General features: G+C 72.7%; 16 protein-coding genes. 7 read left to right on the plus strand and 9 right to left on the minus strand.

The features are described 5' to 3' along the window. Positions 1 to 32 precede the first annotated feature (32 nt). The 4 genes from AB0B63_RS00770 to AB0B63_RS00785 are packed head-to-tail and all read right to left on the minus strand — an operon-like array spanning position 33 to position 3,065. On the minus strand, positions 33 to 743 hold the full coding sequence (locus AB0B63_RS00770; protein ID WP_357013407.1) for a glycosyltransferase: 711 nt from the start codon (positions 741 to 743) through the stop codon (positions 33 to 35). A 5-nt stretch (positions 744 to 748) separates the two neighbouring features. Beyond that, positions 749 to 1,375 (minus strand): SAM-dependent methyltransferase, encoded by a 627-nt coding sequence (locus AB0B63_RS00775; protein ID WP_357013409.1) that lies wholly within the window; start codon positions 1,373 to 1,375, stop codon positions 749 to 751. Continuing rightward, positions 1,372 to 2,109, minus strand: coding sequence for a PIG-L family deacetylase (locus AB0B63_RS00780; RefSeq protein ID WP_357013411.1), 738 nt, complete (start codon positions 2,107 to 2,109; stop codon positions 1,372 to 1,374). The genes AB0B63_RS00775 and AB0B63_RS00780 overlap by 4 nt, the downstream gene beginning before the upstream one ends. Beyond that, entirely contained in the window at positions 2,103 to 3,065 is a 963-nt protein-coding gene (locus AB0B63_RS00785) for an acyl-CoA dehydrogenase family protein (protein WP_357013413.1), read from the minus strand. Before AB0B63_RS00785 ends, AB0B63_RS00780 begins: the two co-directional genes overlap by 7 nt. A gap of 422 nt (positions 3,066 to 3,487) precedes the next feature. Between AB0B63_RS00785 and AB0B63_RS00790 the strand changes: the two genes are divergently transcribed. The 5 genes from AB0B63_RS00790 to AB0B63_RS00810 all read left to right on the plus strand — a co-directional run bounded on the left by AB0B63_RS00790 (position 3,488) and on the right by AB0B63_RS00810 (position 7,422). Next, complete coding sequence (locus tag AB0B63_RS00790; protein ID WP_357013415.1) at positions 3,488 to 4,321, plus strand: CPBP family intramembrane glutamic endopeptidase; 834 nt, start codon at positions 3,488 to 3,490, stop codon at positions 4,319 to 4,321. Continuing rightward, positions 4,321 to 5,478: a histidine kinase gene (locus tag AB0B63_RS00795; protein WP_357013417.1), complete on the plus strand. Its 1,158-nt coding sequence runs from the start codon at positions 4,321 to 4,323 to the stop codon at positions 5,476 to 5,478. The genes AB0B63_RS00790 and AB0B63_RS00795 overlap by 1 nt, the downstream gene beginning before the upstream one ends. Continuing rightward, positions 5,475 to 6,134 (plus strand): response regulator transcription factor, encoded by a 660-nt coding sequence (locus AB0B63_RS00800; protein ID WP_208567609.1) that lies wholly within the window; start codon positions 5,475 to 5,477, stop codon positions 6,132 to 6,134. The genes AB0B63_RS00795 and AB0B63_RS00800 overlap by 4 nt, the downstream gene beginning before the upstream one ends. A 158-nt stretch (positions 6,135 to 6,292) precedes the next feature. Continuing rightward, positions 6,293 to 7,021: a hypothetical protein gene (locus tag AB0B63_RS00805; RefSeq protein WP_357013422.1), complete on the plus strand. Its 729-nt coding sequence runs from the start codon at positions 6,293 to 6,295 to the stop codon at positions 7,019 to 7,021. Continuing rightward, complete coding sequence (locus AB0B63_RS00810) at positions 7,018 to 7,422, plus strand: GntR family transcriptional regulator (RefSeq protein WP_357013424.1); 405 nt, start codon at positions 7,018 to 7,020, stop codon at positions 7,420 to 7,422. The genes AB0B63_RS00805 and AB0B63_RS00810 overlap by 4 nt, the downstream gene beginning before the upstream one ends. Positions 7,423 to 7,485: 63 nt before the next feature. Here the strand turns inward: AB0B63_RS00810 and AB0B63_RS00815 are convergent, their stop codons facing one another. Genes AB0B63_RS00815 through AB0B63_RS00825 form a run of 3 tightly spaced genes read right to left on the minus strand, consistent with a single transcriptional unit; the run spans position 7,486 to position 12,546 of the window. After that, the gene (locus AB0B63_RS00815; protein ID WP_357013427.1) at positions 7,486 to 8,715 is read right to left on the minus strand and encodes an MFS transporter; all 1,230 of its coding nucleotides are present in this window, start codon (positions 8,713 to 8,715) and stop codon (positions 7,486 to 7,488) included. Position 8,716: 1 nt separating this feature from the next. Beyond that, positions 8,717 to 10,078, minus strand: a complete 1,362-nt coding sequence (locus AB0B63_RS00820; protein ID WP_357013429.1) for a condensation domain-containing protein — start codon at positions 10,076 to 10,078, stop codon at positions 8,717 to 8,719. A 5-nt stretch (positions 10,079 to 10,083) separates the two neighbouring features. Continuing rightward, complete coding sequence (locus AB0B63_RS00825) at positions 10,084 to 12,546, minus strand: tetratricopeptide repeat protein (RefSeq protein WP_357013431.1); 2,463 nt, start codon at positions 12,544 to 12,546, stop codon at positions 10,084 to 10,086. 512 nt (positions 12,547 to 13,058) lie between these two features. Between AB0B63_RS00825 and AB0B63_RS00830 the strand changes: the two genes are divergently transcribed. Then, on the plus strand, positions 13,059 to 13,286 hold the full coding sequence (locus tag AB0B63_RS00830; protein WP_357013433.1) for a TM2 domain-containing protein: 228 nt from the start codon (positions 13,059 to 13,061) through the stop codon (positions 13,284 to 13,286). 130 nt (positions 13,287 to 13,416) lie between these two features. Next, on the plus strand, positions 13,417 to 13,716 hold the full coding sequence (locus tag AB0B63_RS00835) for a hypothetical protein (protein WP_357013436.1): 300 nt from the start codon (positions 13,417 to 13,419) through the stop codon (positions 13,714 to 13,716). A gap of 104 nt (positions 13,717 to 13,820) precedes the next feature. Here the strand turns inward: AB0B63_RS00835 and AB0B63_RS00840 are convergent, their stop codons facing one another. Beyond that, complete coding sequence (locus AB0B63_RS00840) at positions 13,821 to 14,810, minus strand: GlcNAc-transferase family protein (protein WP_357013439.1); 990 nt, start codon at positions 14,808 to 14,810, stop codon at positions 13,821 to 13,823. A gap of 82 nt (positions 14,811 to 14,892) precedes the next feature. After that, entirely contained in the window at positions 14,893 to 25,212 is a 10,320-nt protein-coding gene (locus tag AB0B63_RS00845; protein ID WP_357013441.1) for a DUF6531 domain-containing protein, read from the minus strand. Positions 25,213 to 25,222: the final 10 nt, after the last annotated feature.

Here is a 25,222-nt window from a genome sequence, read left to right on the forward strand (position 1 = left end):
CCGGGGCAAAGGCATTTCGCCACCTCCCCGGTTCACCCGCCGCACGGCGTCCGCTCAGGCTCCACCGTCGGCGGCCGCAGGTCGGTTTCGAGGGCGTCGAGGTAGCCGGCGAAGCCGTGCGGGGCCCGACCGTGGCGGCGGGCGCTGGTCCGTACCGCACAGGCGACGTCGGTGACGACCCGCATGGCCTGGCGACGACCACGCTCGACCAGGTCGTGGTCCTCGCCGTGGCGCAGGTCGGCGAATCCACCCAGCCGCTCGTACGCGGTGGCCGCGCAGCCCAGGTTCGCACCGTGGACATGCCGGTGACCGGTGCCGGTCAACCCCTGCCGGTACCGGTCCTCGAAGCGTTCGCGGACCTGCGTGCAGCGCGGCGCCCAGTCGCTGACCCGCACGGTCCCGACGAGCAGGTCGGTGCCGGCGCGGGCGTGACCCAACTGCCAGCCGCCCCACCGCCGGGGAACCCGGCTGTCCGCGTCGGTGGTGGCGAGCCACAACCCCTGCGGACCGTTGCGCAGCGCGTACGCCATGCCGGCGGCGCGGGCCCGGCCGACGTTGCGGACCCGCACCGTCAGCACGACGACGCCGAGACGTTCGGCGACGGCGGCCGTGGCGTCCCGGCAGTCGTCGGCCACCACGATCACCTCCGAGCGCACCGGCAGGTGACGCAGCGAGTCGAGGACGGAGGTCAGACAGCCGGGCAACGACACCTGCTCGTCGTGGGCGGGCACCACGACCGCCATCCGGTTCACCACAGACCGTCGGTCTGTGCGACGGACCGGGCCGGCGGCGGCACCCGGAGGAACACGTCGAGGAGGAAGTCGGCCTCCTCGTGCCGGGCCGTCCGCGCCAGACCGGCCACGCCGCCGAGCAGCCGGTGCACGTCGTCGCCACCACGGGCGTGCTCGGCCACCGCCGGCCGCCAGTGCACCGCCACGAGCGTGCCGCCGGGGGCGAGCGAGTCCACCGTCCGGGCCACCAGCCGATCCAACCCGGCGTCGTCGAAGTAGTAACCCAACTCGGAGAGCACGACCAGGTCGAAACGGTCGTCCGGCACGGCCGGCCACTCGTCGGGAACGCGCATCCGCTCCACCCGTACGTGCGGCTGGTCCGCCAGCCGCTCCCGGGCGCTCGCCACCGGCGCGGCGGCGATGTCGACCGCCAGCAGCCGGTCGCACCGCTGGGCGAGGCGGCGGGTGAGCATGCCTGTCGAACACCCCGGTTCGAATGCCGACCGGTAACGCCGACGCGGCAGACAGGCCACCGTCACGTCGTGCTTACGCTGGTCGTACCAGCGGGTGGCGAAACCCCACGGGTCCTCCGCCCCGGCGTACATGCCGTCGAAGTATTCGGCCGGGGTGCCGGGTGGGGTCATGGCACGAACACCGTTTCGTAGGGCCGCGCGAAGCGGGCGAGAACGTGCGGGGGCAGGATCGCGGCATCGGCGGGTGCCGGCCCGAGCGGCAGCACCTGGCTCCGGAAGGCGTCGACCGCTTCCCGCTTGGCTGATCTGGCCGCGTCGGTCAGGTCGAGCCGGCGTGCCCGGTGCCACGGCACGTCGGGATGGTCCGGCCCGGCCCAGTGCCACATCCACACCGGGAACTCCAGCAGCGTCGCACCCGTACGCCGGCAGGCGGCCGCAGCCGCCCGTCCGACCGCCTCGTGGTCGGGGTGTCCGTCGCCGCGCCACGTCGTGACACACCACCGGCCCGGCACCAGCCGGGTGGTCAACGCGTCGGTGAGCGCCGCTTCGTCGACACCGCCGTCGGGATGCCCGAGATGCTCGATGACGGCGGGGGCGACCCCGAGCAGCCCGCAGGCCGTGACCGTCTCGGCCCGCCGGATCGCGGCCAGCGCCGCCCGCGAGTGCACCGTGGATTCCGGATGTGAGGCCTCGCCGTCGGTGACGACCGCGATCTCGACACCGCCGGCGAGCATCGCGACCAGGCCACCCACACCGAGCACCTCGTCGTCGGGATGGGGGGCGAGGACCAGCGGCGGCACCGTCGGCGTCAGGTCGGCCAACGCCAGTGCGGGCCATCCGGCAGGTGCCGGCCAGGCACGCCAGGTGCCCTCGTCGGTGCCCGCGTCGACGATCGGCCTCACCATCCGGGGTCCCCGACCGCCGCCACCAGTTCACCGAGGTGGGCCAGGTCCGCCTCCGCGTGGCTCTGCCGCAGGTACACCGTCAGGTCGGCGACCCGTCGGGCGTGGTGGGCGTCCTGACACAACGGGCCCGCCCCCAGCGCCCTGCCGACCCGGTCGACGACGGTGGTGGCGGTCACCTCGACGGTGGCGCGCACCTGGTGCGCCAACCGGTCCGCGTCCCCGGTGGGCTTCGCGTCGACCTCGTCGGCGGCGGCGAGCAGGACCGCTCGGGCGGCGGTCAGGGCCGCGTCGACCGCCCCGAGGTGCGCCATGGCGTGCGGGCTGAGGCGGCGGTGCCGCGCCGCGTCGTGCAGGGTGTCGGCGACCCCGACCGCACCGCCGTACCAGCACGCCGCGACCCCCAGCCCGCCGTGCCAGAAACCCGGCCGCGCGGTGTAGCTGCCGGGCCCGCCGACGGGCAGGGCGGTCACGCCGTCGAAGCTGACGGTACGGCTGTCGCTGGCGGCCATGCCGACGGCGGGCCACGTGTCGGCCACCGGGGTGACCCCGGCCGCGTCGACCTCGATCACGAACAGCCGGACGCCGTCGTCGGCGGTCGCGGTGACCAGAGCCCGGGACAGCAGACCCGCCCCGGAGCACCACGGCCGGTGACCGGTCAACCGCCACCGGTCGCCGTCCCGGGTCGCGGTGACCGAAGCCGGTGCTGCCGCCCAGACGCCCCACGGCTCGCGACGCCACCCGGGATCGACCGACGCGTCTAGCTCGGCGAGGATCGCCAGGGCGTCGGCGTGCCCCTCCCCCAGCCGGGCCAACGTCAGGTCGGCGCGGCCGAGTTCGACGAAGCGCAGGAAGCGTTCACGCGTGCGTCCACCGCCGGGTGACGGCAGGTCGAGAAGCCCGGCGTGAACGGCCGACCGGAACGCCGTCCCCGGGTCCTCACCGCCGGCGGTCAGCATCCGGTCCCCACTGCCCGGGGCGGTCGGCCGGACCGCAGCCCACCCCGGCCTGATGCGCGGTCGACCACGGGCGACGGCTCCGGACGGCCGAGCGTCATCGTGTACCTCCCCGTTCGGGCGACGTGCGGCCTGTGTAGGTCGCCGCCGCAAGATGCCCCTCTCCCCCGGGGCGAAACATGGCCTGGCCCACACCGCCGCAGGTGACACCCGCGGCGTCGCCCGGCGCGCGGACCCGACACCGGACATGATCGGGGAGATGACCGTCGCGCGCCGGCGGCCCGGGCCCGTACGGCACCACCCTCGTCCCCCGTGCGAGCTACCCGCAGGTGTCCACCGCATGGTGACGATTCCCGGCCCGCGAATCCCTAGCGTTCCAGGTGACCGTGGCACTCCGGCCGCGCACCCTGCAGAGGAACCCCATCATGCGTGTGTTGAAGCAGGTCCTGGCTGTCGTCGCTACCGGTGCCGTCGGCAGCCGGGCCGTCGCGGCGGTGCAGGACGACCCCTGGCTCACCCTGCTCCTCGGTACGGCGACCGCCGTGACCACGCTCCTCGTGTACGGGTGGGTGGTGCGCCGTACCGAACGACGGGACGCCACGGAACTGGCCCGGGCCGGCGCCGGCGCCCGGATCGCCCGGGGGACGTTGACCGGGTGCGCCATGTTCACCGTCGTCATCGTCATCATCGCCCTGCTGGGCGGCTACCACGTGCACGGCGTGGGCCCGGTGACCGGCGTGGTGGGGTTGTTCGGGTTCATGGCGGCCGCGGCCGTGACCGAGGAGGTGCTCTTCCGGGGCCTGCTCTTCCGCCTCGTCGAGGAACGCCTCGGGACCTGGCTGTCGCTGCTGGTGACCGGGGTGCTGTTCGGCCTGATCCACCTGGCCAACCCCGACGCCAACCTGTGGGGCGCGACCGCCGTCACCATCGAGGCGGGTTTCCTGCTCGCCGCCTGCTACGCCGCCACCCGCACCCTGTGGGTGCCGATCGGGCTGCACTTCGGGTGGAACTTCGCCGCCGCGGGAATCTTCAGCGTCGTGGTCTCCGGAAACGGTGAGTCGACGGGGCTGCTGGACGCCAGCATGTCGGGCCCGACGCTGCTCAGCGGCGGCGACTTCGGCCCGGAGGCCAGCCTCTGCACGGTGCTGGCGGGGCTGGTGCTGACCGTGGTGTTCCTGGGGCTGGCCCACCGCAGGGGTCGTATCGTGCCGCGCCGCCGCCCGGTCGACGCGCCGGCGGCAGACGTTACCGTCTCCTGATGATCGACCTGCGGACGCTTGCGGACCGGTGGCGGCGCTGGCCCGTCACGGTCCGGGACCTCCCGCTGGCGCTGCTGATCGCCCTCGCCTGCGCGCCGCTGCCGGTATTGCAGGACCGCAGCACGCAACTCGGCGACCTGCCCGGCCGCCCGTTCGACGCGCTGGCCGTGGTGGCGATCGCCCTGGAGTGCCTCCCGCTGGCCGTCCGGCGGCGATGGCCCGGGATCTGCCTCGCCCTGGTGTCCGTCGGCTTCGCCATCGACCAGGTACGCGCCTACCACACGGTCGCGGGCACCGCGCTTGCCGTCGCGTTGCTCAGCGCCGGCGTCCACCTGCAACGTCGTCGGCGTACCACCGTGGTCGTGGGCTCCGCCGCGTACGTCGCCCTGGCCGTCGCCCTGCACCGGCAGGGGTCGACGGAGGGCGTGGGTGGTTTCCTCACGTTCTACCTGGCGTCGACCCTCGCCTGGGGGGTCGGGGCCTGGCTGCGGCAGAGCCGGGCCGCCGAGGTCGAGCGCCGCCGGGTGGCCGCTGCGGCCGCCCGCGCCACGGAACGTGCCCGCATCGCCGGTGAACTGCACGACATCGTGACCCACCACGTGACGGCGATGGTCGTGCAGGCCGAGGCGGCGCGCTACCTGACGGCTGCCCCGGACCGTCTCGACACCACCCTCACCGCCATCAGCGACACCGGCCGGCGAGCCATCACCGACCTGCGGATCCTGCTCGACCTGCTCAACCCCGACCACCACGGCGACCCGCGGGTGCCGTCCGTCGGCGCGTTGCACGCTCTGGTCGAGCAGACCCGGCAGGCCGGGCAGCCGGTGGAGTTCACCCAGGAGGGCAGCCCCGCCGGGACCGTCGGCGGCGCGGAGGCCGCCGCCTACCGGGTCGTGCGGGAGGCGCTGACGAACGCCCTGAAGTACGCCCACGGCAGCCGCACCGCCGTGCACGTCCGCCACGGGAAGAGGGAGATCACGGTGGAGATCGACACCGACGGCCCGGGTACGCACCCCGCAGGCCCGGGTGGGAGTGGACGCGGCCTGACCGGGCTGCGCGAACGCGTCACCGTGCTCGGCGGCGAGTTCAGCGCGCAACGCCGGGACGATGACGGCTTCGTCGTCCGGGCCCGCATCCCCACCGGTGACGCGTCGTGACCGCGCCGATCCGGGTGCTGGTCTGCGACGACCAGGCGCTGATCCGTACCGGCTTCGCGACGATCATCGGCGCTCAACCCGACCTGGCGGTGGTGGGCGAGTGCGGCAACGGGCGTGCGGCGGTCGACCTCGCCGGCCGGCTGCACCCGGACGTGGTGGTGATGGACGTGCGGATGCCGGTCCTCGACGGCATCGCGGCGACCCGCCTACTGGCCGGCAGCGGGACAGCCGACCCGGTCAAGGTGCTCGTGGTGACGACGTTCAACCTCGACGAGTACGTCTATGAGGCGCTGCGCGCCGGAGCGAGCGGCTTCCTGCTCAAGGACGCGCCGCCAGCGCAGCTGCTGCACGGCATCCGCACCGTCGCCAGCGGGGCCGCGCTGCTGGCACCCGAGGTGACCCGGCAACTCGTCGGCCGGTACGCCGCACGCATCCGACCCGCCGAGGGCACCCCGGACGACACGGGCCTGACCCGGCGCGAGTTGGAGGTGCTGCGCCTGATCGCCGACGGCCTGTCCAACAGCGAGATAGCGGCCCGGCTGGTGATCAGTCAGGAGACCGTCAAGACGTACGTGTCGCGCATCCTCACCAAACTCGACCTACGCGACCGGGTGCAGGCGGTGGTGTACGCGTACCGGACCGGGCTGGTGACCTGAACGCCCCTGCTTCGCCCACCGAAGACGACATCAGGGCCCGGTTCGCTGGCGACGCCTGCGCATCCGGTTGCTTTTCCGGCACCGTCACGTGCACAGGGGGTGACACGGGGCATGGAGATGGTTACTCTTGTATCAGTATTTCGATACAAGGAGGGGTCATGACCACTGGTGGCCGGTATCGAATGGTCGGGATGGCCGTCGGTGTGGGGACCGCCTTCGCGCTGACCCGCACCTACCTGTTTGATCTGGCTCCGATCGCCCTGGTCCTGGCGACTCTCCTCGGCTCCCTCGCCAGCGAAGCCGTCACACCACGACCGGGCCGCGGCCGCGGCACCGCCAGCCTGGTTCCCCGACGCGTCCGCGATTACGCGCCGAGACGGGAGGTCGTCGTGGTCGCGCTGCTCGGGGTCGGCATCGTGCTCTTTGCCGGCTTCCCCACCCCCGAACGCCCTGACCACGAAGTCAAGTACTTCGGCACCGCGGCACCGGTCAGCCTCACGAGCACACTGATCACTCTTGGTGTCACCGCCGCCCTGACCATCGTCACCGTATGGCTGATCGTTCGTGCTCCCCAGGCGGGAGCCGACGAGGCGGACGCGACAGCGGACAACGCCTGGCGTCACGCCGCCATCCGCCGCACGGTCTACACCTGCACGGCGGTGTTCGCCATCGTGTTCACCACCCTCGCCTTCTGGTACGCCGATCGCCAGTGGGATTGGCGCGCTGGTGGCTCACCTGCCTGGGGCCTCGCCCTCAGCCTCCTTGCCGGGCTCGGCCTGATCATCTTCGGCGGCTATGCGGGTGCCCTGGTGATGGCCCCGCACCGGCTCCCCGACGCCGTGACCGGTGCTGCCAGCCACATCGGTGCCGACGGGGTACCCGGATGACAAGCGGCCCCGCCATCCGGATCAACCCGTCCTCGGCTGTTCCCCCGTTCGAGCAGGTCCGTCAGCAGATCGCCGAGCTCATCCGGTGGGGAGTGCTCGCGGCAGGGCAGCGACTCCCGACGGTCAGGCAACTCGCCGCCGACCTGGGGCTGGCCAACGGAACCGTGGCTCGCGCATACCAGGAGCTGGAGGCGGCCGGCCTGGTCGTCACCAGACGGGCGGCCGGCACCCGGGTGGCTTCCGCAGCCGTCCTGCAGCCGGACGCCCGTCTCGAAGCCCTGACCCTGCGGGCCCGTGAGTTCGTCATCGCCGGTCGCCTCCTCGGTGCCGGTGATGACGAACTCACCGACGCCCTCGCTGCCGCGCTGAAAGCAACACCATCAGCCGTAGAGGGCCCCTGAGATCGACAGCGCCCTGCCGCACCATCGAGCGACCCACCGAGATCGGATCCTCGACGCTGAGGCTCAAGCGGGCTGCCGGTCGACGGGGACACGCAGGCGCAGCAGCGGCAGGCAGGACAGGAGCAGACCGGCCGCACCCACCCACAGGGCTGCCCGGGCACCGGCGGCGGCCCCCAGCACGGTGCCCAGCAGCGCGCCCACCGGCATCGCCCCGCCAAGCAGGAACCGCATGGTGGCGTTCATCCGGCCGAGCAGTCCGGGCGGGCACAACTGTTGGCGCAGACTGACCTGGGCCACGTTGGAGGCTGTCGCTCCCGCCCACAGCAGCAGGTAGCCGCCGGCGGCCAACCAGATCCCGCCGGCGCTGTCGATCAGGGGGGTGAGCAGGGCGAACGGCGCGGTGGCGAGGAGGCAGAGCCAGACCGAGCGGTGCTGCCCGAGCCGGCGGGTCAGCCGCCGGGCCACGACCGCGCCGAGGATGCCGCCGGCGCCGCCCGCGCTGAAGTAGGCGCTGGCCGTCGCCGGGGACGCGCCCAGCTCGCTGACCAGCCGCACCGGCACCATGGTCTGCACCACCAGGGCGAACATGTTGTACGCGCCGCCGGCCAGCGCCAGCACCCGCAGCACCGGGTGGCGCAGCACGTAGGTCACGCCGTCGCGGATCTGCCCGGCGAGCCGGGACCGGCCGGTGGTGGCGGGCCGCGGATCGGCTGCCCGGATCCGGGTCAGGTACGCGGCGGACCCGGCGAAGCCCGCCGCGATCAGCAGGACGGCGGGGCCGGTGCCGGCCAGCTCTACGGCCAGCCCGGCCAGTGCGGGCCCGGCGATCTGCGCCACGGCGAGGGTGGTGCTCAGCCGGGCGTTGCCCTCGACCAGCTCGTCGGTCCGTACCACCCGGGGCAGGTAGCTCTGGTGCGCGACGTCGAAGAACACGGTGAGCACCCCGACGCCGAGGACGACGACGTACAGCTGGCCGAGCGCCACCCCGCCCGGTGCCGCCGGCACGGCCAGCAAGGCGATGAGCGCGGCCCGCCCCAGGTCGGTGCCGATGAGCAGCCGCCGTTGCCGCACCCGGTCGACGACCGCGCCGGCGGGCAGGCCGACGACCAGGAACGCCACCGTGCCCAGGGTGCCGACCAGGCCCACCTGCCAGGCGGAGGCGTGCATCGGACCGGCCGCCACCAACGGCAGCGCCACCAGGGCCATCCGCGCACCGAAGTGGCTCGCGACCGCCCCGAGCCACAGGGACCGGAAGTCGTGCTGCCGGAGCAGCCCGCCACGGTGGTGAGTCACGTCAGGTCGACGCGGCCGTGGTCGGGGTGTCGGCCGCCCGTAGCCATATTGCCCGTAGCAGGTCGGCGGCCCGGTCGGCGGCGATGTCGGGTTGCTCGGCCAGTAGCGCGAAGAACCGGACCAGGGCGGCACCGACCGGAGCGGCGGCCGGCAGCACCTCGGGGTCGTGGTGGACGGTCACCTCGGGCTGCTCGGCCGACCACGTCACCGCCAGGTGCAGCGCGTTGTGGGCGGGGAAACCGTGCCGACCTGCGGGCGGGCGTACGCTGCCGCGCAGCAGCCGGCCCGCCGGGCCGATCGTGGCGTTGCCCAGCGTGACGGTGGGTTCCGCCGCCACCACGTTGAGCACGAGCCGACGCCGTTCCCGCAGGGCTTCCACCCCACCGAAGTCGGTGAGCCACTGGCCGAGCAGCGGCGGCGCGGCGGCGTTGACGGCGGTGAGAGCACGGACCCGGTCGGCGAGCGAGGCGGAGGGCAGGTGGTCCGGCGGGACGCTCACCACGGCCTCGTGCAGCGCGCCGGGCACCTCGACGCTCTCCCGGGTCCACCGGCCGCCCCGCGCGTACAGCACCGGGACGTGCGCGTCGGCCCAGAGTTCCAGCAGGAACGACAGGGCCGACAGGAGCAGACCGGAGCCGGTCGCGCCGGTGAGGTCCCGGCCGTACCGGATGGCCCGGGTGGTTGCGCCGTCGAGCCGCAGCGGCCAGGCGGCGGTGGCGGTGGTGTCCCGCCACGGTTTCCAGCGCCCGCCGGGGAAGGCGACGGCGGGAACGTCCCGGCTCATCGCCTGCGCCCAGAATTCCCGGGACGCCGCCCGGCGCGGATCGGCGGCGACCTCGGCCGCGTGCGCGAAGAACGACGGCAGCGGCGACGGCGTGCGCTCCGGATGCTGGTACGCCGCAGCCGTCCGGCGCACGAACCGGGTGTGTGTCGCGTGGTCGGCGAAGCCGTGGTCCACCACGAGGGCGAGGGCGTGCTCGTCCGGGGCCAGCCGCACCAGGCAGGCGCCGGCCAGCGGGTCGTGGCGCAGGTCGATCGGCGCGTACACCGCCTCGCCGAGCGCCGCCCCGGCCACCTCCGGCAGCTGGTCCGCCGGCACGTCGGCACAGTCCACCGTGGTCACCGGGAAGGGCTGCTCGGGTCCGTACACCAGCTCCGGGCCTCCGGCGAACCGGGCCCGCCACACGTCGTTGCCGGCGGCGACGGCCCGCATGGCGGCGGCCAGGCGCGGCACGTCCACCTCGCCCCGGACGTGCCACAGCGTCCAGGCCCGGGGCATCGGGTTGTGCCGGGGCAGGCCGGCCTCGTCGGTGTCGCTGAGCAGCAGCAGTTCGCGCTGCGCCCCGTAGGGCGGCACCCCCACCCGGCTCACCCCGTGAACGCGGGCAGCTGCGGCCACGCCGGTTGGCCCGCGATCCAGGCCGCCAGCACTCCTCCGTCGTCGGGCAGCAGACCGCGCAGGTGCAGGTCACGCAGCCGGCGCAGCGGCGTCACCCCGGTCGGCCAGTGCCCGAGCGACAGGCGGTAGCACTCGGCGGCCAGGTCCGCCCGGCCCAGCTGCTCGTGCACCTGGCCGGCGTTGAACCAGGAGATCCGGCCGTACGGGAACTGCAGGTGCGCGGCCCGCAGGTACGCCTCAAGCGCGCCACGGTGGTCGCCGGCCTGGTACCGCAGCTCGCCCGCGGTGAGCCAGGTCTTCGGGTCGATCGGGTCGATCCGCTGCGCCAACTCGTCCACCAGGGCCAGTGCGGTGTCGCGTTCGCCGAGGTGGGTGTGGGTGCGCACGGCGGTCTCCACGGCCGGGAAGTAGTTGTCGGCGGCGATGACCCGGGTGTGCCCGTCGTGCCCCGTCACCTCCCGGGCGATGCCGAGCCACCGGTCCATGTCGGCCCGCAGGAGGTCACCGTCGCCGGTGAGGAACGGCAGGAACCCCATGGCCCGGAACCATCTGCTGGTCATGATCGCAGCGTCGAACTCGGACACCTCGGGCAGCGCGGTGTACCGGGCCAGGTCCTCCTCGCCGAGTTTGCGCCACCGGGCGATGGTGTCGGGCTCCCGGCGTCGGGCCGCGTTGACGGTGGCGTTGATGGTGGTGACCACCCGCGTGCGGGCGTACCGGACGTCGTCGCCGAGCTGGTCGTACAGGGTGCGGAAGTGCGGCTCCAGCTCGGCCGCGTGTCCCGTGGTGAGCATCTGCTCGGCGAAGATCCAGCTGGCCAGCGCGTACGCGCTCTCGGGGTCGCGTACCGGCACGTCCGGCCCGGGGACAATCCGCTTGGCCTCGGCGTGGAAACCCAGCGCGGACAGCAGCCGGCCCAGCAACGCCCGGTCCAGCAGCGGCAGGTCCGACACGTTGGCCAGCCGGTCCCGCACCCCGGGCGGGCAGCCGTCCGGTGCCGCCAGCCACGTCGCGTAGTCGGCCGAGGCGGCATCGGAGGCGTACCCGTACACCGCTGCTGTCGCCTGTAGTTCGTCGCGCAACATGGCGGCCGTGGCCCGCTGCGGGTGGATCTCCCGGAACCAGGGCTCGCGACGCTCCAGCACGGCGGCGTACGACATGAGTGGCGTGTGGATCGCGACCGGCGGTGTGTCGACCGGGTCGAGGATCGCGCTCGGATGCAGATCGAGGAACGGCCGGTAGCGCTCCAGCGGAAGCGGACGCGCCACGGCGGTGGGACCAGCCTGCGCCGCGACCGCCCACCGTACCGCGTCGGCGCAGGCTGTGCCGTCCAACGCCGGACGTCGCGCCACGAGCACCGCCAACCGGTCCCGTTCGGCACGGCGGTCCGTGGCGAGCAGGTCGGCCAGCGCCCCGACCAGCTCGCCGGTGTCCGCTGCTGGAGCCAACCCGCCGGTGGGCTCGTTGTCCGCGCCGGGCGCGGTGGGGGTCGCCAGGTCGAGCAGTCCGGCCAGCGCGGTGGTCCGCTCGGCCAGGCCGGTGCGGACGGCCACCCGGTAGTGGGTACGGGCCGTCTCCCGGTCGCCCGCCGCCCGGGCCGCGTCCGCCGCGAGGAGCCGGGTCGCCGCGCCGGTGGGATCGAGGTCCAGGGCGGCGCTGGCGAACTCGTACGCCGGCCCGGCACCGGTCCCGTTCCGGGCGGCTCGGGTGGCGGCCCGCAGCAGCGCCAGTGCGGCGTCGCGGGCGAGGAGGTCGGTCCGGTCCGTTCCCAGGTCGTGGGCGACAGCGCGGACCGTGTCGGCGTCCGGCACCGGCTCGGCCGGGGAGCGCAGTCGCGCGGTGAGGACCCGGGCCCGGACGATCACCCCGATCCGGTCGCCGGTCAGGGCAGTAGCCAGGGATTCTGCCGTGGTGAGCGCCTCGGTGGCCGGTTGCCCGTTGGTCACGGCGGACCTGGCGTGGGCGAGTGCGGTGGTGAGGCGGACCGGCAGGCCCGCCGCCTCGGGTGGCACCGGGGGCGGTGGTTGCCGGCCGTCCTCGGCGAGCAGGAGATTCCGCCAGGCGTACACCGGGGGCGGCGCGTCGGAACCGATGCGGCGCAGCAGGGTCGCGGCGTCCTCCCGGCGGCCCAGTGCGCGCATCAGTCGGGCCGCCCACAGCAGGCCGGCGTGGTCCTCGATCGTGAGTCGCTCCGCCACCCCGGGTGGGACGACGAGTGGGTCCGTGGCATCGAGCAGGCCGGTGCGGCGCATCGTGCGACGCAGGTCGGCGGGCGGCACGTGGACGGGCAGCCAGCCGCAGGGGTCGTCCCGGTCGGCGCAGAACAGTGCCGTTTCGGCGACCAGGGACGGCACAACCGTGGGATCGGCGGTCAGGTCGATGAGCGGGCGCAGCGGCAGTGCCGCCGGGTCCCGCCAGGTGAGGTGGGCCACCCCTGTCCTCCCGCCCGGTCGGTTGGTTGGTTCGGTGCCGAGGGGCGGACACGCGGTGAGGTGACAGCCCGTGCCCGCCCGGTTGGTGACCGGCGACGTCAGTTGATGACGGCGTTGATCAGACCCACAGCGGTTCCTTCGAGGTCCTCGTAGCGTTCCATGCTCGACACCTCCTCCCGACCGGACGAGGGAGACGGGCGATGACGGCCCCTGATCCTGCCATTCTCGCCCATCAATTGAGTCGAATCAATCTGTTGGAGCGTGGTCGGCCGTTGATGCCCGTCGTGCTCGACCGATCGGGACGGCCGCGCCTGCGGCAGGTGCCAGCGGGGCGGCACGGCCGGAATCGATCAGCACCGTCGCGCTGCAGATCGGCAACAACGCCGTCGAACGCCGACGGGCATCAATGCAAGGAGGTCCGACAGGTATCGTGGCGCCGTCCTGGTTCAGTCGGCCCGGACCATCCGCGGACCTGTTGACAGGCCCGGAAACCCTATCGATCAGGGGAAACAGTGACCCAGCCGGCACAGCCGAAATCTCTCGCCGTCGCGTACCTGCTGTTGGTCTTCCTCGGTTTGTTCGGCGGCCACTACTTCTACCTCGGCGTGACCAGGCGCGCAGTCGTCTACCTCCTGACGCTCGGTTGCCTGGGCATCGGTCCGCTGATCGACCTCTTCACGCTGCCCGGCGAGGTCCGGCGTATCAATCAGCTGATCATGTCGGGACGACCGCACATGTAGGCGCCGGCTGGATCAGCTCGGGTTCCACTGCTAGCGATAGAGCGGTGACGCTCGGCTGCCCTCCTGGGAGGAACCACGTGCAAGAGATCTACACGCATGACACTGGCAAACGGATCCGGTCCCTCCGTTCGTGGTCCTGCTCGGCTGGCACCTGCTGGTGGTCGCCGCCTACATCGTCGTGCTGAGCCAGCAATCTCACGAACGGGTGGACCATGACGAATCACCGTGGGTGGAGATGGTGATCTTCGGGCTCACCGTCGGGGCGCCGTTACTGCTCGTCCCTCTGATCACCGGTCTGATCCTGCTCTGGCTTTTTCCGAGCTTTCCGAGCAGAAGCGGCCGGATCGGCTGGCCCGTCATCCGCGGAACCCTCGCCGCTGCACCGCTGTTCCTCATGCTGGTGTGGGTCATCCCCGCTGTGCCGCACTGACGTCGGTAGGCCCGGCGGCACCCCCACGGTGGGCGAAGGCCAGCGGGGCGGGGGCGTGCACCTGGACGCCTGGCGCGACGGTGACATGACCGCCGCCACCACGGTCACCGACCGGGCAGACCGCCACCCGGCGGGAGGTCACCCACCGCACCCGCCGGCATCTCCCGCTCCGGCATCGGTTTCCAGGCGGCCGGTAGCCGACCGGCCAGCGTCTCGGCCGTCGCGGTACGCCGCTCGAAGTCGACGCCCGCGTACTCCTGGTAGGCCGTCATCGGGCGGACCGGGCCGGTGCCGTAGCCGCCCACCATGGGGTAGCGCAGCAGGGTCCGTACCCGGCGGCGGGCGGCCCGATCCAGGTCGTACCAGTGATCCTCGCCCGGTGCCTGGTGGTCCATCCAGTGCCGGACCTGATTCTCCCGGATGTAGTAGTGCCAGGCCAGCACCTCGACCGGGTGGAACAGGTCGTAGCCCCAGGTGAAGGCGCGGGTGGCCAGGTTTATCTCCTCGCCCTGGTAGTAGATGCGCCCGTCGTAGGGCACCTCGCGGACGAACGAGCCGGGGGCGAAGAGGAATCCTGCGGCCACGAAACGGGCCGGGACCGGTGCGGTCGCCTGCTGCCAGTCCGCGATCTGGAAGTGTTTGAACCGGGGCAGGTCGTCGTGGGTCCAGCCATCGAGGAAGATCAGGGTGGGTTCGCCGCCACCGGTGAACTCGTCCGCCGGGTCGTAGGTGGGGGGATAGCAGGTCAGGATCGGTTTGTCCGCACCGGTCTGCGCGGCCATCGCGATCAGCCGGGTGTCCCAGCCGGGCGCGAAGCGGGTGTGGCTGTCGACCTGGAGGTACCAGTCGGAGTCGACGTAGTGGCGCTGGATCTGTGCCCGGGCCCAGCACACGCCGCGGCTGCTCCGGGCGTCGAACTCCAGCACGGTGACCCGGGGATCGGCGTGCAACACCGACACGTCCTCGTCGCCGAGATGCTGCCAGTTGACCACGATGCGCAGGTCGTCCGGTCGGTCGGCCTTCGCGAGGCAGTCCAGCACCGTCGGCACCAGTTCCGGGTCGCGGTACGCCGCGACGGACACGAAGATGCTCACCACGGAAACTCCGTTCCTTTCTTGGTCGCGCCGGTGGTGCCTGCCCCGACCACCCGCAGGTGGTCGGGGCAGGCGCGGGGGTTCAGCTCACGGGCACCGGGGCCAACCGTGGCTCCGGCAGGAAGCGGGCCGTGGCCGGGTCGAAGAAGCGGGAACCGTCGTACTGCAATCCGGTCTCCGCGTCCCGGTACCGGCCGGCGGACCGCAGGGGGATGTCGCCCGGCTCGCCCGGCTGGCTGCCGTCGATGCCGATGACCTGCGTCGGGGTGCCGGCCTCGTCGGTCAGCACCGCGTGCACCGTGCCGTCCGCGATCTGGACGAGCGGGTGCGCCACAGTCGGGTGGTATTCCCAGGCCGTGGTGGTGACAGGACCGCGACCAACCCGGTGGTGCTGCTCGACCAGCAGGTCGCCGGACCACACGAAGCCGGTCTCTTCGAGCACCGAACCCTTCGCGCTGCGGCGCTGCTTGGTGATCCGCCGCCCGAACGCGTCGTACCGGTAGTGCCAGCTGTCGCCACCGGGCGTGGTGACAGTGGTCAGCCGGTCCCGGTTGTCCCAGGTGAGGTGCCAGTCACCCGCGGCGTCCGAACGGGTGACCGGCCGGCCCACGGCATCCAGCGTGTACCTGACGTCGCCCGACTCACCCGTGCCCTGATCCGGTGCCGTCGCCCGGCTGGTGTCGTGCCGGATCGTCAGGCCCGCGTCCCAGCTGCGGCTCACCTCACGTCCACCGTCGTAGGCGAACCGGAGCTGCTGTCCGCCCGCCACCAGGACGGTCGGCCGGCCGGACTCGTCGTACGACCACCTGGTCACCGCGCCGGACGGGCGGGTCCGCGCGGTGACGGCGTCCCCCTGTCCACCGTACGAGCTGGTCACGGTACGTCCGTTGACCGTCTCGGCGATGATCCGGCCGATCGTGTCCCGCTCCAACCGGATCTCCGAGTCGGCGTCGACGGCCGAGACGAGCCGGTCGGCCGCGTCGTAGGTCAGCCGGGTCACGGCGTCGCCGGTACGGCGCTCGACCACCCGGCCGAGCAGGTCGTAGCCGAAGTGGGTGACCGCTCCCGCCGCGTCGGTGTGTGCGACGAGTTGGCCCGCGGCGTCGTAGGCGTACCGCTGGGTGCGGCCCTGGAAGTCGGTCTCCTCGGTCACCCGCCCGTTCGGGTCGTAGGTGTACCGCCAGGTCTCACCCGCCGGGTTGGTGATGGTGGTCAGCCGCAGCTCGGTGTCGTACGCGTACTCGGTCCGGTCGCCCTCCTCCTCGATCCGGGCCGTCACCAGGTCGAACGCGCCGTACTCGAAGAACGTGCGGCGGCCGGTGGCGTCGAGTGTCTCGACCAGGTTGCCCTCGCCGTCGTAGCCGAACTCCTCGACACTGCCGTCCGGGTTCTCCCGCCAGGACAGGTCACCCTCCAACGTCCAGCCGACCTCGGTGGTGCCCTGGTCGGTCGTGATGGAGACGACCCGGCCGAGCCGGTCGTAGGTGTACCTGGTGTCACCATCGGTGGTGCTGATCGCCGTGACCCGACGTGCCGCGTCGCGGACGACGACCGCCGGACCGACCTGGATGGCCGTGCCCCGGCCGTTCTCGGCGGGCCGGTCGAAGCGCACGACCTCGCCGCTCGCGTCGATCTCGGCCAGCACCCGCCCGTCGGTGTCGAACTCCCGGCGGACGGTCGAGCCGTCGAAGTCCGTCCACGAGGTGGCCCGGCCCTGCTCGTCGAAGCTGGTCAGGGCCCGGCTGCCGTCCGGCCTGGTGACCACGGTCGGACGCCCGTCGGCACCGTACTCGTAGGTCGTCGTCCGGCCCAGCGGGTCGGTCCGTGACAGCAGTCGGTAGGCGTCGTCCCACTCGTGCCGGGTCGTCGCGCCGAGCGCGTCGGTCTCCGCGATCACCTGGAAGCGGTCGTTGAGCTGGTAGGTGCGCGTCGCACCGAGCGAGTCGGTGACGACCGTCAGACCGTCGGAGTACGCGAACCGGTAGCGCAGGTAGCCGCCCTTGCCGTCGGTGTCGACGCAGCGGCCGGCCTCGTCGTAGGCGTAGGTGTACCACTCGTCGTTGCGGTCCTCCCACCGCACGATCCGCCCGTCGGCGTACGCGAAGCGTTCGGGGTCGCCCGAGGAGTTGACCACCTCGGTCAGCTGGCGGTCCTGGTCGTAGGTGAACCGGGACGCCTCCACCAGCACCCCGTCCTGGTCCGGCAGGCGCAGCGCCGTGATCAGCCCTGCGGCGGAGCTGAACTCGATCGTCGCGCCCGACGAGGAGCGCAGTTCCGTGACGGTGCCGGCGTCGTCGCGCAGGATCGACCACCGGACGCCGCCGTCGGTCACGTCGCTGAGCAGCGACTCACCACGGTGTGCCGGGGCGAACACCCACGCCCGACCGGGCTCCGGGTCGGTGAGCAACCAGCCGCCGCCCGTCAACCGGCGCAAAGGCAATGCCCGCCCGAGCACCGGCAACGCCGTCGCACCCTCGGCGACCAGCGGATAGGTCAGAATGGACCCGTCCGCGGCCAGGTAACGGACCTGCTCGCCGTCGACGATGACCCGTTGGTCCAGGGTCGAGGCCCAGGACCTGCCGAAGGACCGGCCCCACTGGTAGTCGGAGCGGTAGGTGCGCACCAGCGGGAGGCCCGGCAGCGTCGCGTCGGTCCCGGTGAGGATCATCCGGCCGGTGGTCACATCGATCGGGTCTGCTTCGCAGTACGTCTCATCGGTGCTCTTCGCCGACGAGGCCGGCGGGTAGCTGAACGGCACACCCGAGTAGTCGGCGTAGACCACCTGGTCGGCGGCCGGCTGGTCGAAATAGGACGCCTGGTAGGCACCGGAGGAAGACTCCTGGTAGTAGCTCTCCGACGACTCCGGATAGTACGTCTGTTCCTGGCTGTACGTCTGATCCTGGCTGTACGCCTGCTCCGACTGGTACTGCAGCTCCGGCTGGTACGCCTGCTCCGGTTGGTACGTCTCCTCGGTGCCGGGGTCCCGGGTGGTCCTGCCGGGATCGGCATTCGGGCTGCCCTGGTCGCGGTGCGAGCTGCCTGACCCGCTGGACGTGCGGGAGCTGCCGGACCTGCTGCGGGGATCGGAGACCGTCCTGCTCGGGTGCCGGTTGGATCTCCTGCGTGAGCCGTGGGACCGGTAGCTGTACTCGGACGGCGCCACCTCGTGGGAGTCCCTGCGCGTCGTGTCGGCCGCAGGCAGATCGTAAGCTTGCCAGTCGTCATTGAAGTGACGCCAGTCCGTGGCGGGTTCGTTCTCCGGCACGGCATCGAGCGTGGGCGAGTAGTCAGATCCGCGCGGGCTCGGACCCGGGTTCTCCAGAAGGTTGCCAAAGGTGGCGTCGTTCGAGTCCAGCGCGCTGTTGTTCCGGGTCGGGGGCACCGGAATGCTGTCGCCTGAGCCGTACCGGTCACGGCCGGAGTCCAGGAACGTGTTCGAGAGGTTGTCCGTGAGATCGACGACCGAGGCATCGCTGCCCGACCGCCCCTGGTTGTCCTGGGCGTACTCGAGCACGGCCAACATCTGGTCCAGCATGGCCACCGGGTTGTGGGGCGTTTCGTTCCGTTGTGCCTCCGAGAGCTTTCTGGTGATGCTCTCGGGGCTCTCGGAGATCTCGGGCTGACTCGCGTCGGAGACCACGAAGATGTAGTTGCTGTCTCTCCGTTCGACCGGCGGAACGTCGGACATCGAGTTCTGCAGCCCGATCCGGTTGTAATCCTCGCGCCGGTACGAGCGCTGCTCGTAGAGCTGTTGCTGGTGCGCGTCGAACGACGGCGAGGTCTTGCCCCTGTAGAGCTTCGGTACCCGCTCGTCGTAGGACTGCTGCCTGGTGACGATGTACTCGCCCGCCTTGGCGATCTTGTTATCGTCGACGAACTCCCAGGCGACGATACGAAGGCCGTCGATCTCCTTCTTCTCCACCTTGTCGAACAGGATCTTTGCTTCGACGGTGTCCAGGACGCTCCCGACCATGACCGCCCGGTACACGTGTGCGTCGACCATGCCCTTGGTGACCGCCACGAGCTGGTAGGAGAATTTTTCCCACAGTCGGGTGAAGCCGGGCGGGTAGTTGTCGTAATTGGAGGCCCCGAGCATCACATTGTCGAAGATCTGCCCACCGGGCGAGGCCTCGAGCATCCGGCTGCCGGACTGGTCGGCAATCCGTTCGGCGACTGCGGGGCCGATCTTTCCCCAGAGGGCGAGATGTGACCGGTAATCCTCGACGGCCTGGGTCAGCCGGGTGTCGAAGTCGCTCTTCTTCTGGTTTTTTTGCCACCACTTCGCCGGGACGGAGAAAGCATGGTTGTCCGCCATGAGCTGCGCGAAAGGCTCGACCTTGTCGGAGCCGAGCCGCTGGACCACCTCGGCGTCGATCTCGGCATCGGACCGGCCCTGGTCCTTTAGCTGAAGCTCCAGCTCAAGCTGTTTCTTGAAGTCCTCGTAAGCACTCCTGATCTCGCTGTTCTTCCACAGCTTGTCATAGCGGGACATGCGATATTCGATCTTCTCCCAGTCACGCTGTGCCTGCTGGAAGTCGATCCGCGAGCCCGGTGGAGGCAGCGGCGGAAGGTTCTCCTGGAGCGTGTTGTACGAGGATCCCTCCGAGGAGAGTTGGCTGACGGAGTACTGCAACGCGTGCTGGTCGTCGTCGGCGAGGGGGGCGTAGGGGCCGAAGGCGGCCTCCAGCTCGGGCTGCGGCCCGCCGACCAGCTCGTCCGTCGCCGGTGGGGCCGCCTCCGGCGGGAGGCTGCTCGGTTCGCCGTGCGAACTGTGCCTGTGGTGCGAACTGTGCCGCGACGACCGGTGGCCGCTCCCGCTCTTTCTCTTGCCGGGCTTGCACGGGGCCAGGCCGAGTGGGTCGATGCTGGTCAGTGGGTCGTCGACGTACGCGGTCGGGTTGGGTCCACCGGCCAGTCCGAGCGGGTCGGGGCTGAGGTAGCGGGCGGTAGCCGGGTCGTAGTAGCGGAACCGGTTGTAGTGCAGGCCGGTCTCGGTGTCGTGGTACTGCCCCGGGAAGCGCAGCGGGGTGCCGGCCGGGTCACCGGTGCGGCCCCACAGGTCGCCGCGCGACCACCAGCGCAGCTGACCGCCGGACTCCACCAGGTGGGTGGGCGTACCGACGGCGTCGGTGACGACGGTGTGCAGCCTGTCGTCGCCGTTGGTCTGGGTGACCGGTGCGGACCCGTCGGGCCGGTAGTCCCACGAGACGGTGCCGGTGCCGTCGGTCTGCTCGACCATCAGGTCACCGGCCCAGGAGAAGGTCACCTCGTCCAGAACCGTGTCGTCAGCAGCCAGGCGTTGCTTGGCGATGCGGCGACCGAAGCCGTCGTAGCGGTAGCGCCACCGGTCGCCGCCGGGCGTGACGGCGTGGGTCAGCCGGTCTTCGGCGTCCCAGCTGAACCGCCAGCTGCCGGCGGCGTCGATCCGGGTGGTCAGGCGGCCCTTCCCGTCGTAGGTGAACCGCGCGTCGTCCGAGCGCAGGAGCGTGCCGCCGGCGAACTCCCAGCGCCCGGCACCGGTGCCGACGAGGTTGCCGGCCGCGTCGTACTCGTACCGTTCCCGCTCCGTGCCGCCGGCGGTGACGGTGTGGATCCGTCCGGTCTCGTCGGCGTGGAACGAACGGTCGCCGTCGAGCGTGTCGGTGATCGCGACGACCCGGTCGGTGGCGTCGTAGCCGAAGCCACGCACGGCGGCTTCGGCGACGTGCTGCGCGGTCAGGCGGCCCGCCTCGTCGAACGTCTGCCGCAACGCCACCACGTCGTCGACGGTCCGGCTGATCTCCCGCCCGGCCGCGTCGTGGTCGAACCGCACGACGTGTGCGCCGGTGGCGAGCATGACCGGCCGGCCCTGTGCGTCGAGGGTCCACCGGCTTGACCGGCCCGACGGTGTGGTCCGGGTCAGCGCCTGCTCCCCCTGGTAGGAGGTGCGCACGGTGCGGCCGTTGATCGTCTCGGCGACGATCCGGCCCTCGGCGTCCCGCTCGAACCGCACCACCGCGTCCGGGCTGCGCACCCTGGCGAGGTGGCCGGCGTCGTCGTACTCCAGCCGGGTGACGGCGCCGCCGGCCCGCCGCTCGACCACCCGTCCGAGCAGGTCGTGGACGTAGTGGACGGTGTCGCCCGTGGCGTTCGTGCGGCTGGTCAGTTGCCCGGCCGCGTCGTAGCCGTAGCGCTGGGTGCGTCCGTCGAAGTCGGTCTCCGTGGTGAGCCGCCCGGCCGGATCGTAGCTGTAGCGCCAGACCCGGCCCGCCGGATTGGTGACCGCGACCAGCCGCAGCTCCGTGTCGTAGGTGAACTCGGTGCGGTTGCCCGCCTCGTCGATCCGCGCGGTGGGCAGATCGAACGCACCGTATTCGATATGTGCCGAACGCCCCTGAGCGTCGATGGTTTCCACCAGATTCCCTTCGCCGTCGTAATGCCATTGCTGGGTGGAGCCGTCCGGGCCGGTGCGCCAGGCCAGGTCGCCCTCGGCGGTCCAGCCGAACTCCGTGACGACGCCGTCCGGCAGCCGCACCGACCTGAGCCGACCCAGACCATCAAGATCAAATTCACGTCCGGGTACGCCGTCCGCCCACCCGCCGTCCTCGGCGACCGGGTACGGGCTGCCGTCCGGGCGGACCGTCGCGACCTGGCGACCCGCCTCGTCGTAGGCGAACCGGGTGACCCGCCCGAGCGGGTCGGTCCGGGACCACGACCGGCCCGTCGGGTCCCACGCGGTACGGGTGGTGACGCCGAGTGGATCGGTGACCGCGGTGACCTGGAGGTTGTCGTCGAGCTCGTAGCGGTGCACGCCGCCGAGCGAGTCCGTCACGATCGTGACGCCGTCGCCGTACCCGAACGTGTAGCGCAGGTGGCCGCCGCTGCCGTCGGTGCGCACGCACCGGCCCGCCCCGTCGTAGGCGTACGTGTACCACTCGCCGTTGCGGTCCTCCCACCGCACGATCCGGCCGTCCGCGTCGTAGCCGAGCCGCACCGGGTCCCCGGAGGAGTTCCGCACCTCCACGAGGCGACGTCGCTCGTCGTACCCGAAGGCCGGCAGCGCGACCCCGTCGGAGTCGGCGTCGACGGGCACGAACCACGCGCCGGTCACCAGGCCGTCGCGGGTCTGCAACTCCACCCGGTCGCCGGACGACGACTCCAGGCGCGTGGGGGTGCCCTCGCCGTCGCGGGCGACGTGCCACCGGGTGCGCACCGTCGCGACGTCGGACAGCATCGCCGCCTGACCGTCCACGGCGGGGGCGAACAGCAGCAGGGTCTCCCCGTCGGTGAGCGACCAGCCGCCGCCGACCAACCGCCGCAGCGGGACGGGGCGGCCGAGGACGGGCAACGCCGCCCGGCCCTCGGCGGGCAGCGGGTAGCTGAGGATCGACCCGTCGGCGGCCAGGAACCAGGCCCGCGACCCGTCGGCGACGACGCGCTGGTCCAGGGTGGATGCCCAGCTCGGGCCGAAGGAGCGGCCCCAGCGGTAGTCCGAGCGGTGGGTACGCTCCAGGGCCAGGCCGGGCAGCGCCAGGTCGGTCTCGGCATAGATGACGCGGCCGGTCGTCACGTCGACCGGGTCACCGACGCAGGTCGTCTCGACTGTCGCCTTGGCCACCACGGCGGGCGGCACGTCCCGTAGCGACGGCCCCGTTCCGGACGGCGGGAGTTCCACGGCGACCCCCCGCGGGCCGGCCTTCCCGTCGCCCGGCGGCACCACCGTCGTACGTCCGTCCGGGTCGCCGCCGGGCCGGCCTGCGGAGTCGGGTACGCGGTCGGGGTCGGCTTCGCGCCTGACGTCGGGTTCGTGGTCGCGGTCGCGGTCGGGGTCGGGTTCGTGGTCGGGGTCGGGCCACGACGGTGTCCCGGGGCCCTCGACCGTGGTCGCCGGTCGAGGCACCGGCGGGGGCTCGACCTTTCCTGCCGGCGGCGACGGCGGCGCGGGATCGGGGGCCACCGGGCGGATCGTGGTCCGGGAGTGCCCCTGCGGGGGCGGCTTCGCAGCACCGTCCCTCCGGTCCCCCTCGACGGGCGGCGTCGACAGCGGTGTGCTCTGCGCGACCTCGTACGGCGGAGGCGGCGGATCCGGTTCCCGGTCCGCCGCAGGGGCCGGCACCGGTGCGGAAGACTCCAGGTAGGACGGCGGGTCGATCGGCACCGCAACCGACCGGTCGTTCGCGCCCGCCGCCGAACCGGCCCTCGGCTCGGCCGTGCCCGGCGGTGAGCCGGCGGCAGCACCGGCGGTCGGGGACGGCCCCGCCGTCGGGATGCCGGACGGTCCGGTGACCGGTGCGGCGGGGGGAGCGACGGTCGTCGGGCCGGCCACCGTGGGGCCGGCGGGCAGCCCGGTCGGGGTCGGCACGGGACCACCGCCCGTCGCGTCCCGCGGGAGCGGCACCTGATCCGCGGTGCCCGAGGTGGTCGACGACCCGGACCGGTCGAACTCGACCAGCCGGTCGCGCGGCTCCGCGGCACCGCCGAGGGCCGGAGCCGGTGTCCCGCCCGGAACGGTCGGCTGGCTCCCGGTAGCCGGAGTGCTCCCCGGACCCGATGACACCGGCGGACCGCCGGCCGGGCCGGGCACCTCCGTGGCCACCGGGCCGGGGGGCACCACGAGCGGCGGCGCGGAGGGCACGGTGGCCGGTGGGGCCAGCGGTGCCGGCGTACCGGAGCTGTCCGCGTTCGGGTCCGCCGGCTCGCCCGGCCCGGTGGTGACGGGGGGTGGCCCGGCCTGACCGGGTGGGCCGGACCCCACCGGCGGCGGGGTACCCGGCTGCTGCGCTGCGGGGTCCACCGCCGCCGGGACCGGCGGCGGGGCGGTGGGCGGCGCGGAGGCGGCCGGCGGAGGCGACAGGGGCTGGGGCGACGGCGGCACCTGCCCGTCGGCACCGGATGGGCCGCCCACCGGGTCGGGTAGCTGGCGGGGCGGGCCGCTCACCGGGTCGGCATGCTGACCGGCGGGGTCGCGCACCGGGTCCGGGGCGAGCCCGGTTGCCGGGCGTTCGACGATCGACGGACCACCCTCGGGGGCCCGGACCGCGCCGTCCGGCGACCCGGTGACGGCCCGGTCCACCGGGAGACCGGCAAGCGGGGCGTCGAAGCCGGGCAGACCTCGGCCCGGGTCCGCGCCGGCGGAGGGACCGCGCACCAGGTCGGTGCGCCCCGCCGGCGGCGGGACGCGGGATCCCGCCCCCGACGGATCGCCGGGCTGCCGGGATGTCCGCTGGTCGCCGTCGACGGTGCCGGCCGGCGGGGTGGAGCCGCCGGCATCGGCGGGTGGCTGCTGGGCGGGCGGCTGCTGGGCGGGTGGGGTGGCCGGCGTCGGTTCGCCGCCGCCCGCCGGAGCACCGTCGGTGCCGGTACCCGGGACCGACCTGCCGTCCGGGCCCAGCGGGCCGCCCCTGAGGTTCGTCGAACCATCGGGTCGGGGTCGGTTGCCACCCTTCCCGTCGGTGCCGGCTCCACCGGTCCCCGTGGAGCCGGATCCGAGGCCCGGACCCGCGAGGTCCCTGGACGGGCCGACACCGGACGGGTCGGGCCCGGCGGGGCCGCCACCGAGCGCATTGCCGGCGTCGTGGGCGTAACGGCTGGCGTACGACCCGATCAGGGACGAGGTGGCGGTGGCCAGCGGGTCGAAACCGTCGAGGGCGCCGGTCATGGACAGGTAGACGAACTCACCGAGCAGCTCTCCCCCGGCACCCAGCCCGGCACCCCCGTGGGTGTTGCCGGCGAGTCGGGGAAAGTACCTGCCGCCGATCAGGTGGACCCCGCCGGCCACCGCGCCGATGGTGGCACCGGCGCCGATCGACTCCGCCAGACCCGACCAGTTGAACCCGTCGCTGTTGCCCTTGGCGATCACGATGGTCTGGGCGGCGACGTTCTCGGCGCCCTCCTGCACGCCCTCCCCGGCAGCCTCCAGGGCCAGCCGGACCACCAGTTGGTGCAGGTGGCTGTCCAACCAGTCCAGCAGCGCCCCGGTGACCTCCTGGCCGATCTTGAGATAGGCGGGAACGAGCGAGGCACCGAAGCCGGTGGCCAGCGCCGCCGCGATGTCCAGGACGATCGTGAACGCCGCCACGGTGATCTCGGTCTGGACGTAGTCGATCAGCTTGTTGGCCTGGTCGGCGATCTGGCCGGCGACCAGGGCCTTGCGGATGGCCGGCGGGATCGGCCTGGTGATCGTCTGTTGGAACTGGGCGAACGCGTCGGCGGCAGGGCCGTCGAGACTGCCCCGCAGCCCGGCGGCGAGCGCCTGGGTCGCGGCGATCCCACTACCCAGGTTCGCGCCGAACTGTTCCAGCTCGACGTCGAGCGCCTGCAGCTGCGACGGGTCACCCTTGGGAAACCGCTCCCCGACGGTGTAGAGGATGGCGTCGTACGCCCACTGCCAGTTGGGGTCGTCGGGAATGTGGAAGTCGGCCATCGCGACGACG

The sequence above is a fragment of the Micromonospora sp. NPDC049081 genome (assembly GCF_040648835.1).
GTDB classification, from domain to species: domain Bacteria; phylum Actinomycetota; class Actinomycetes; order Mycobacteriales; family Micromonosporaceae; genus Micromonospora; species Micromonospora antibiotica.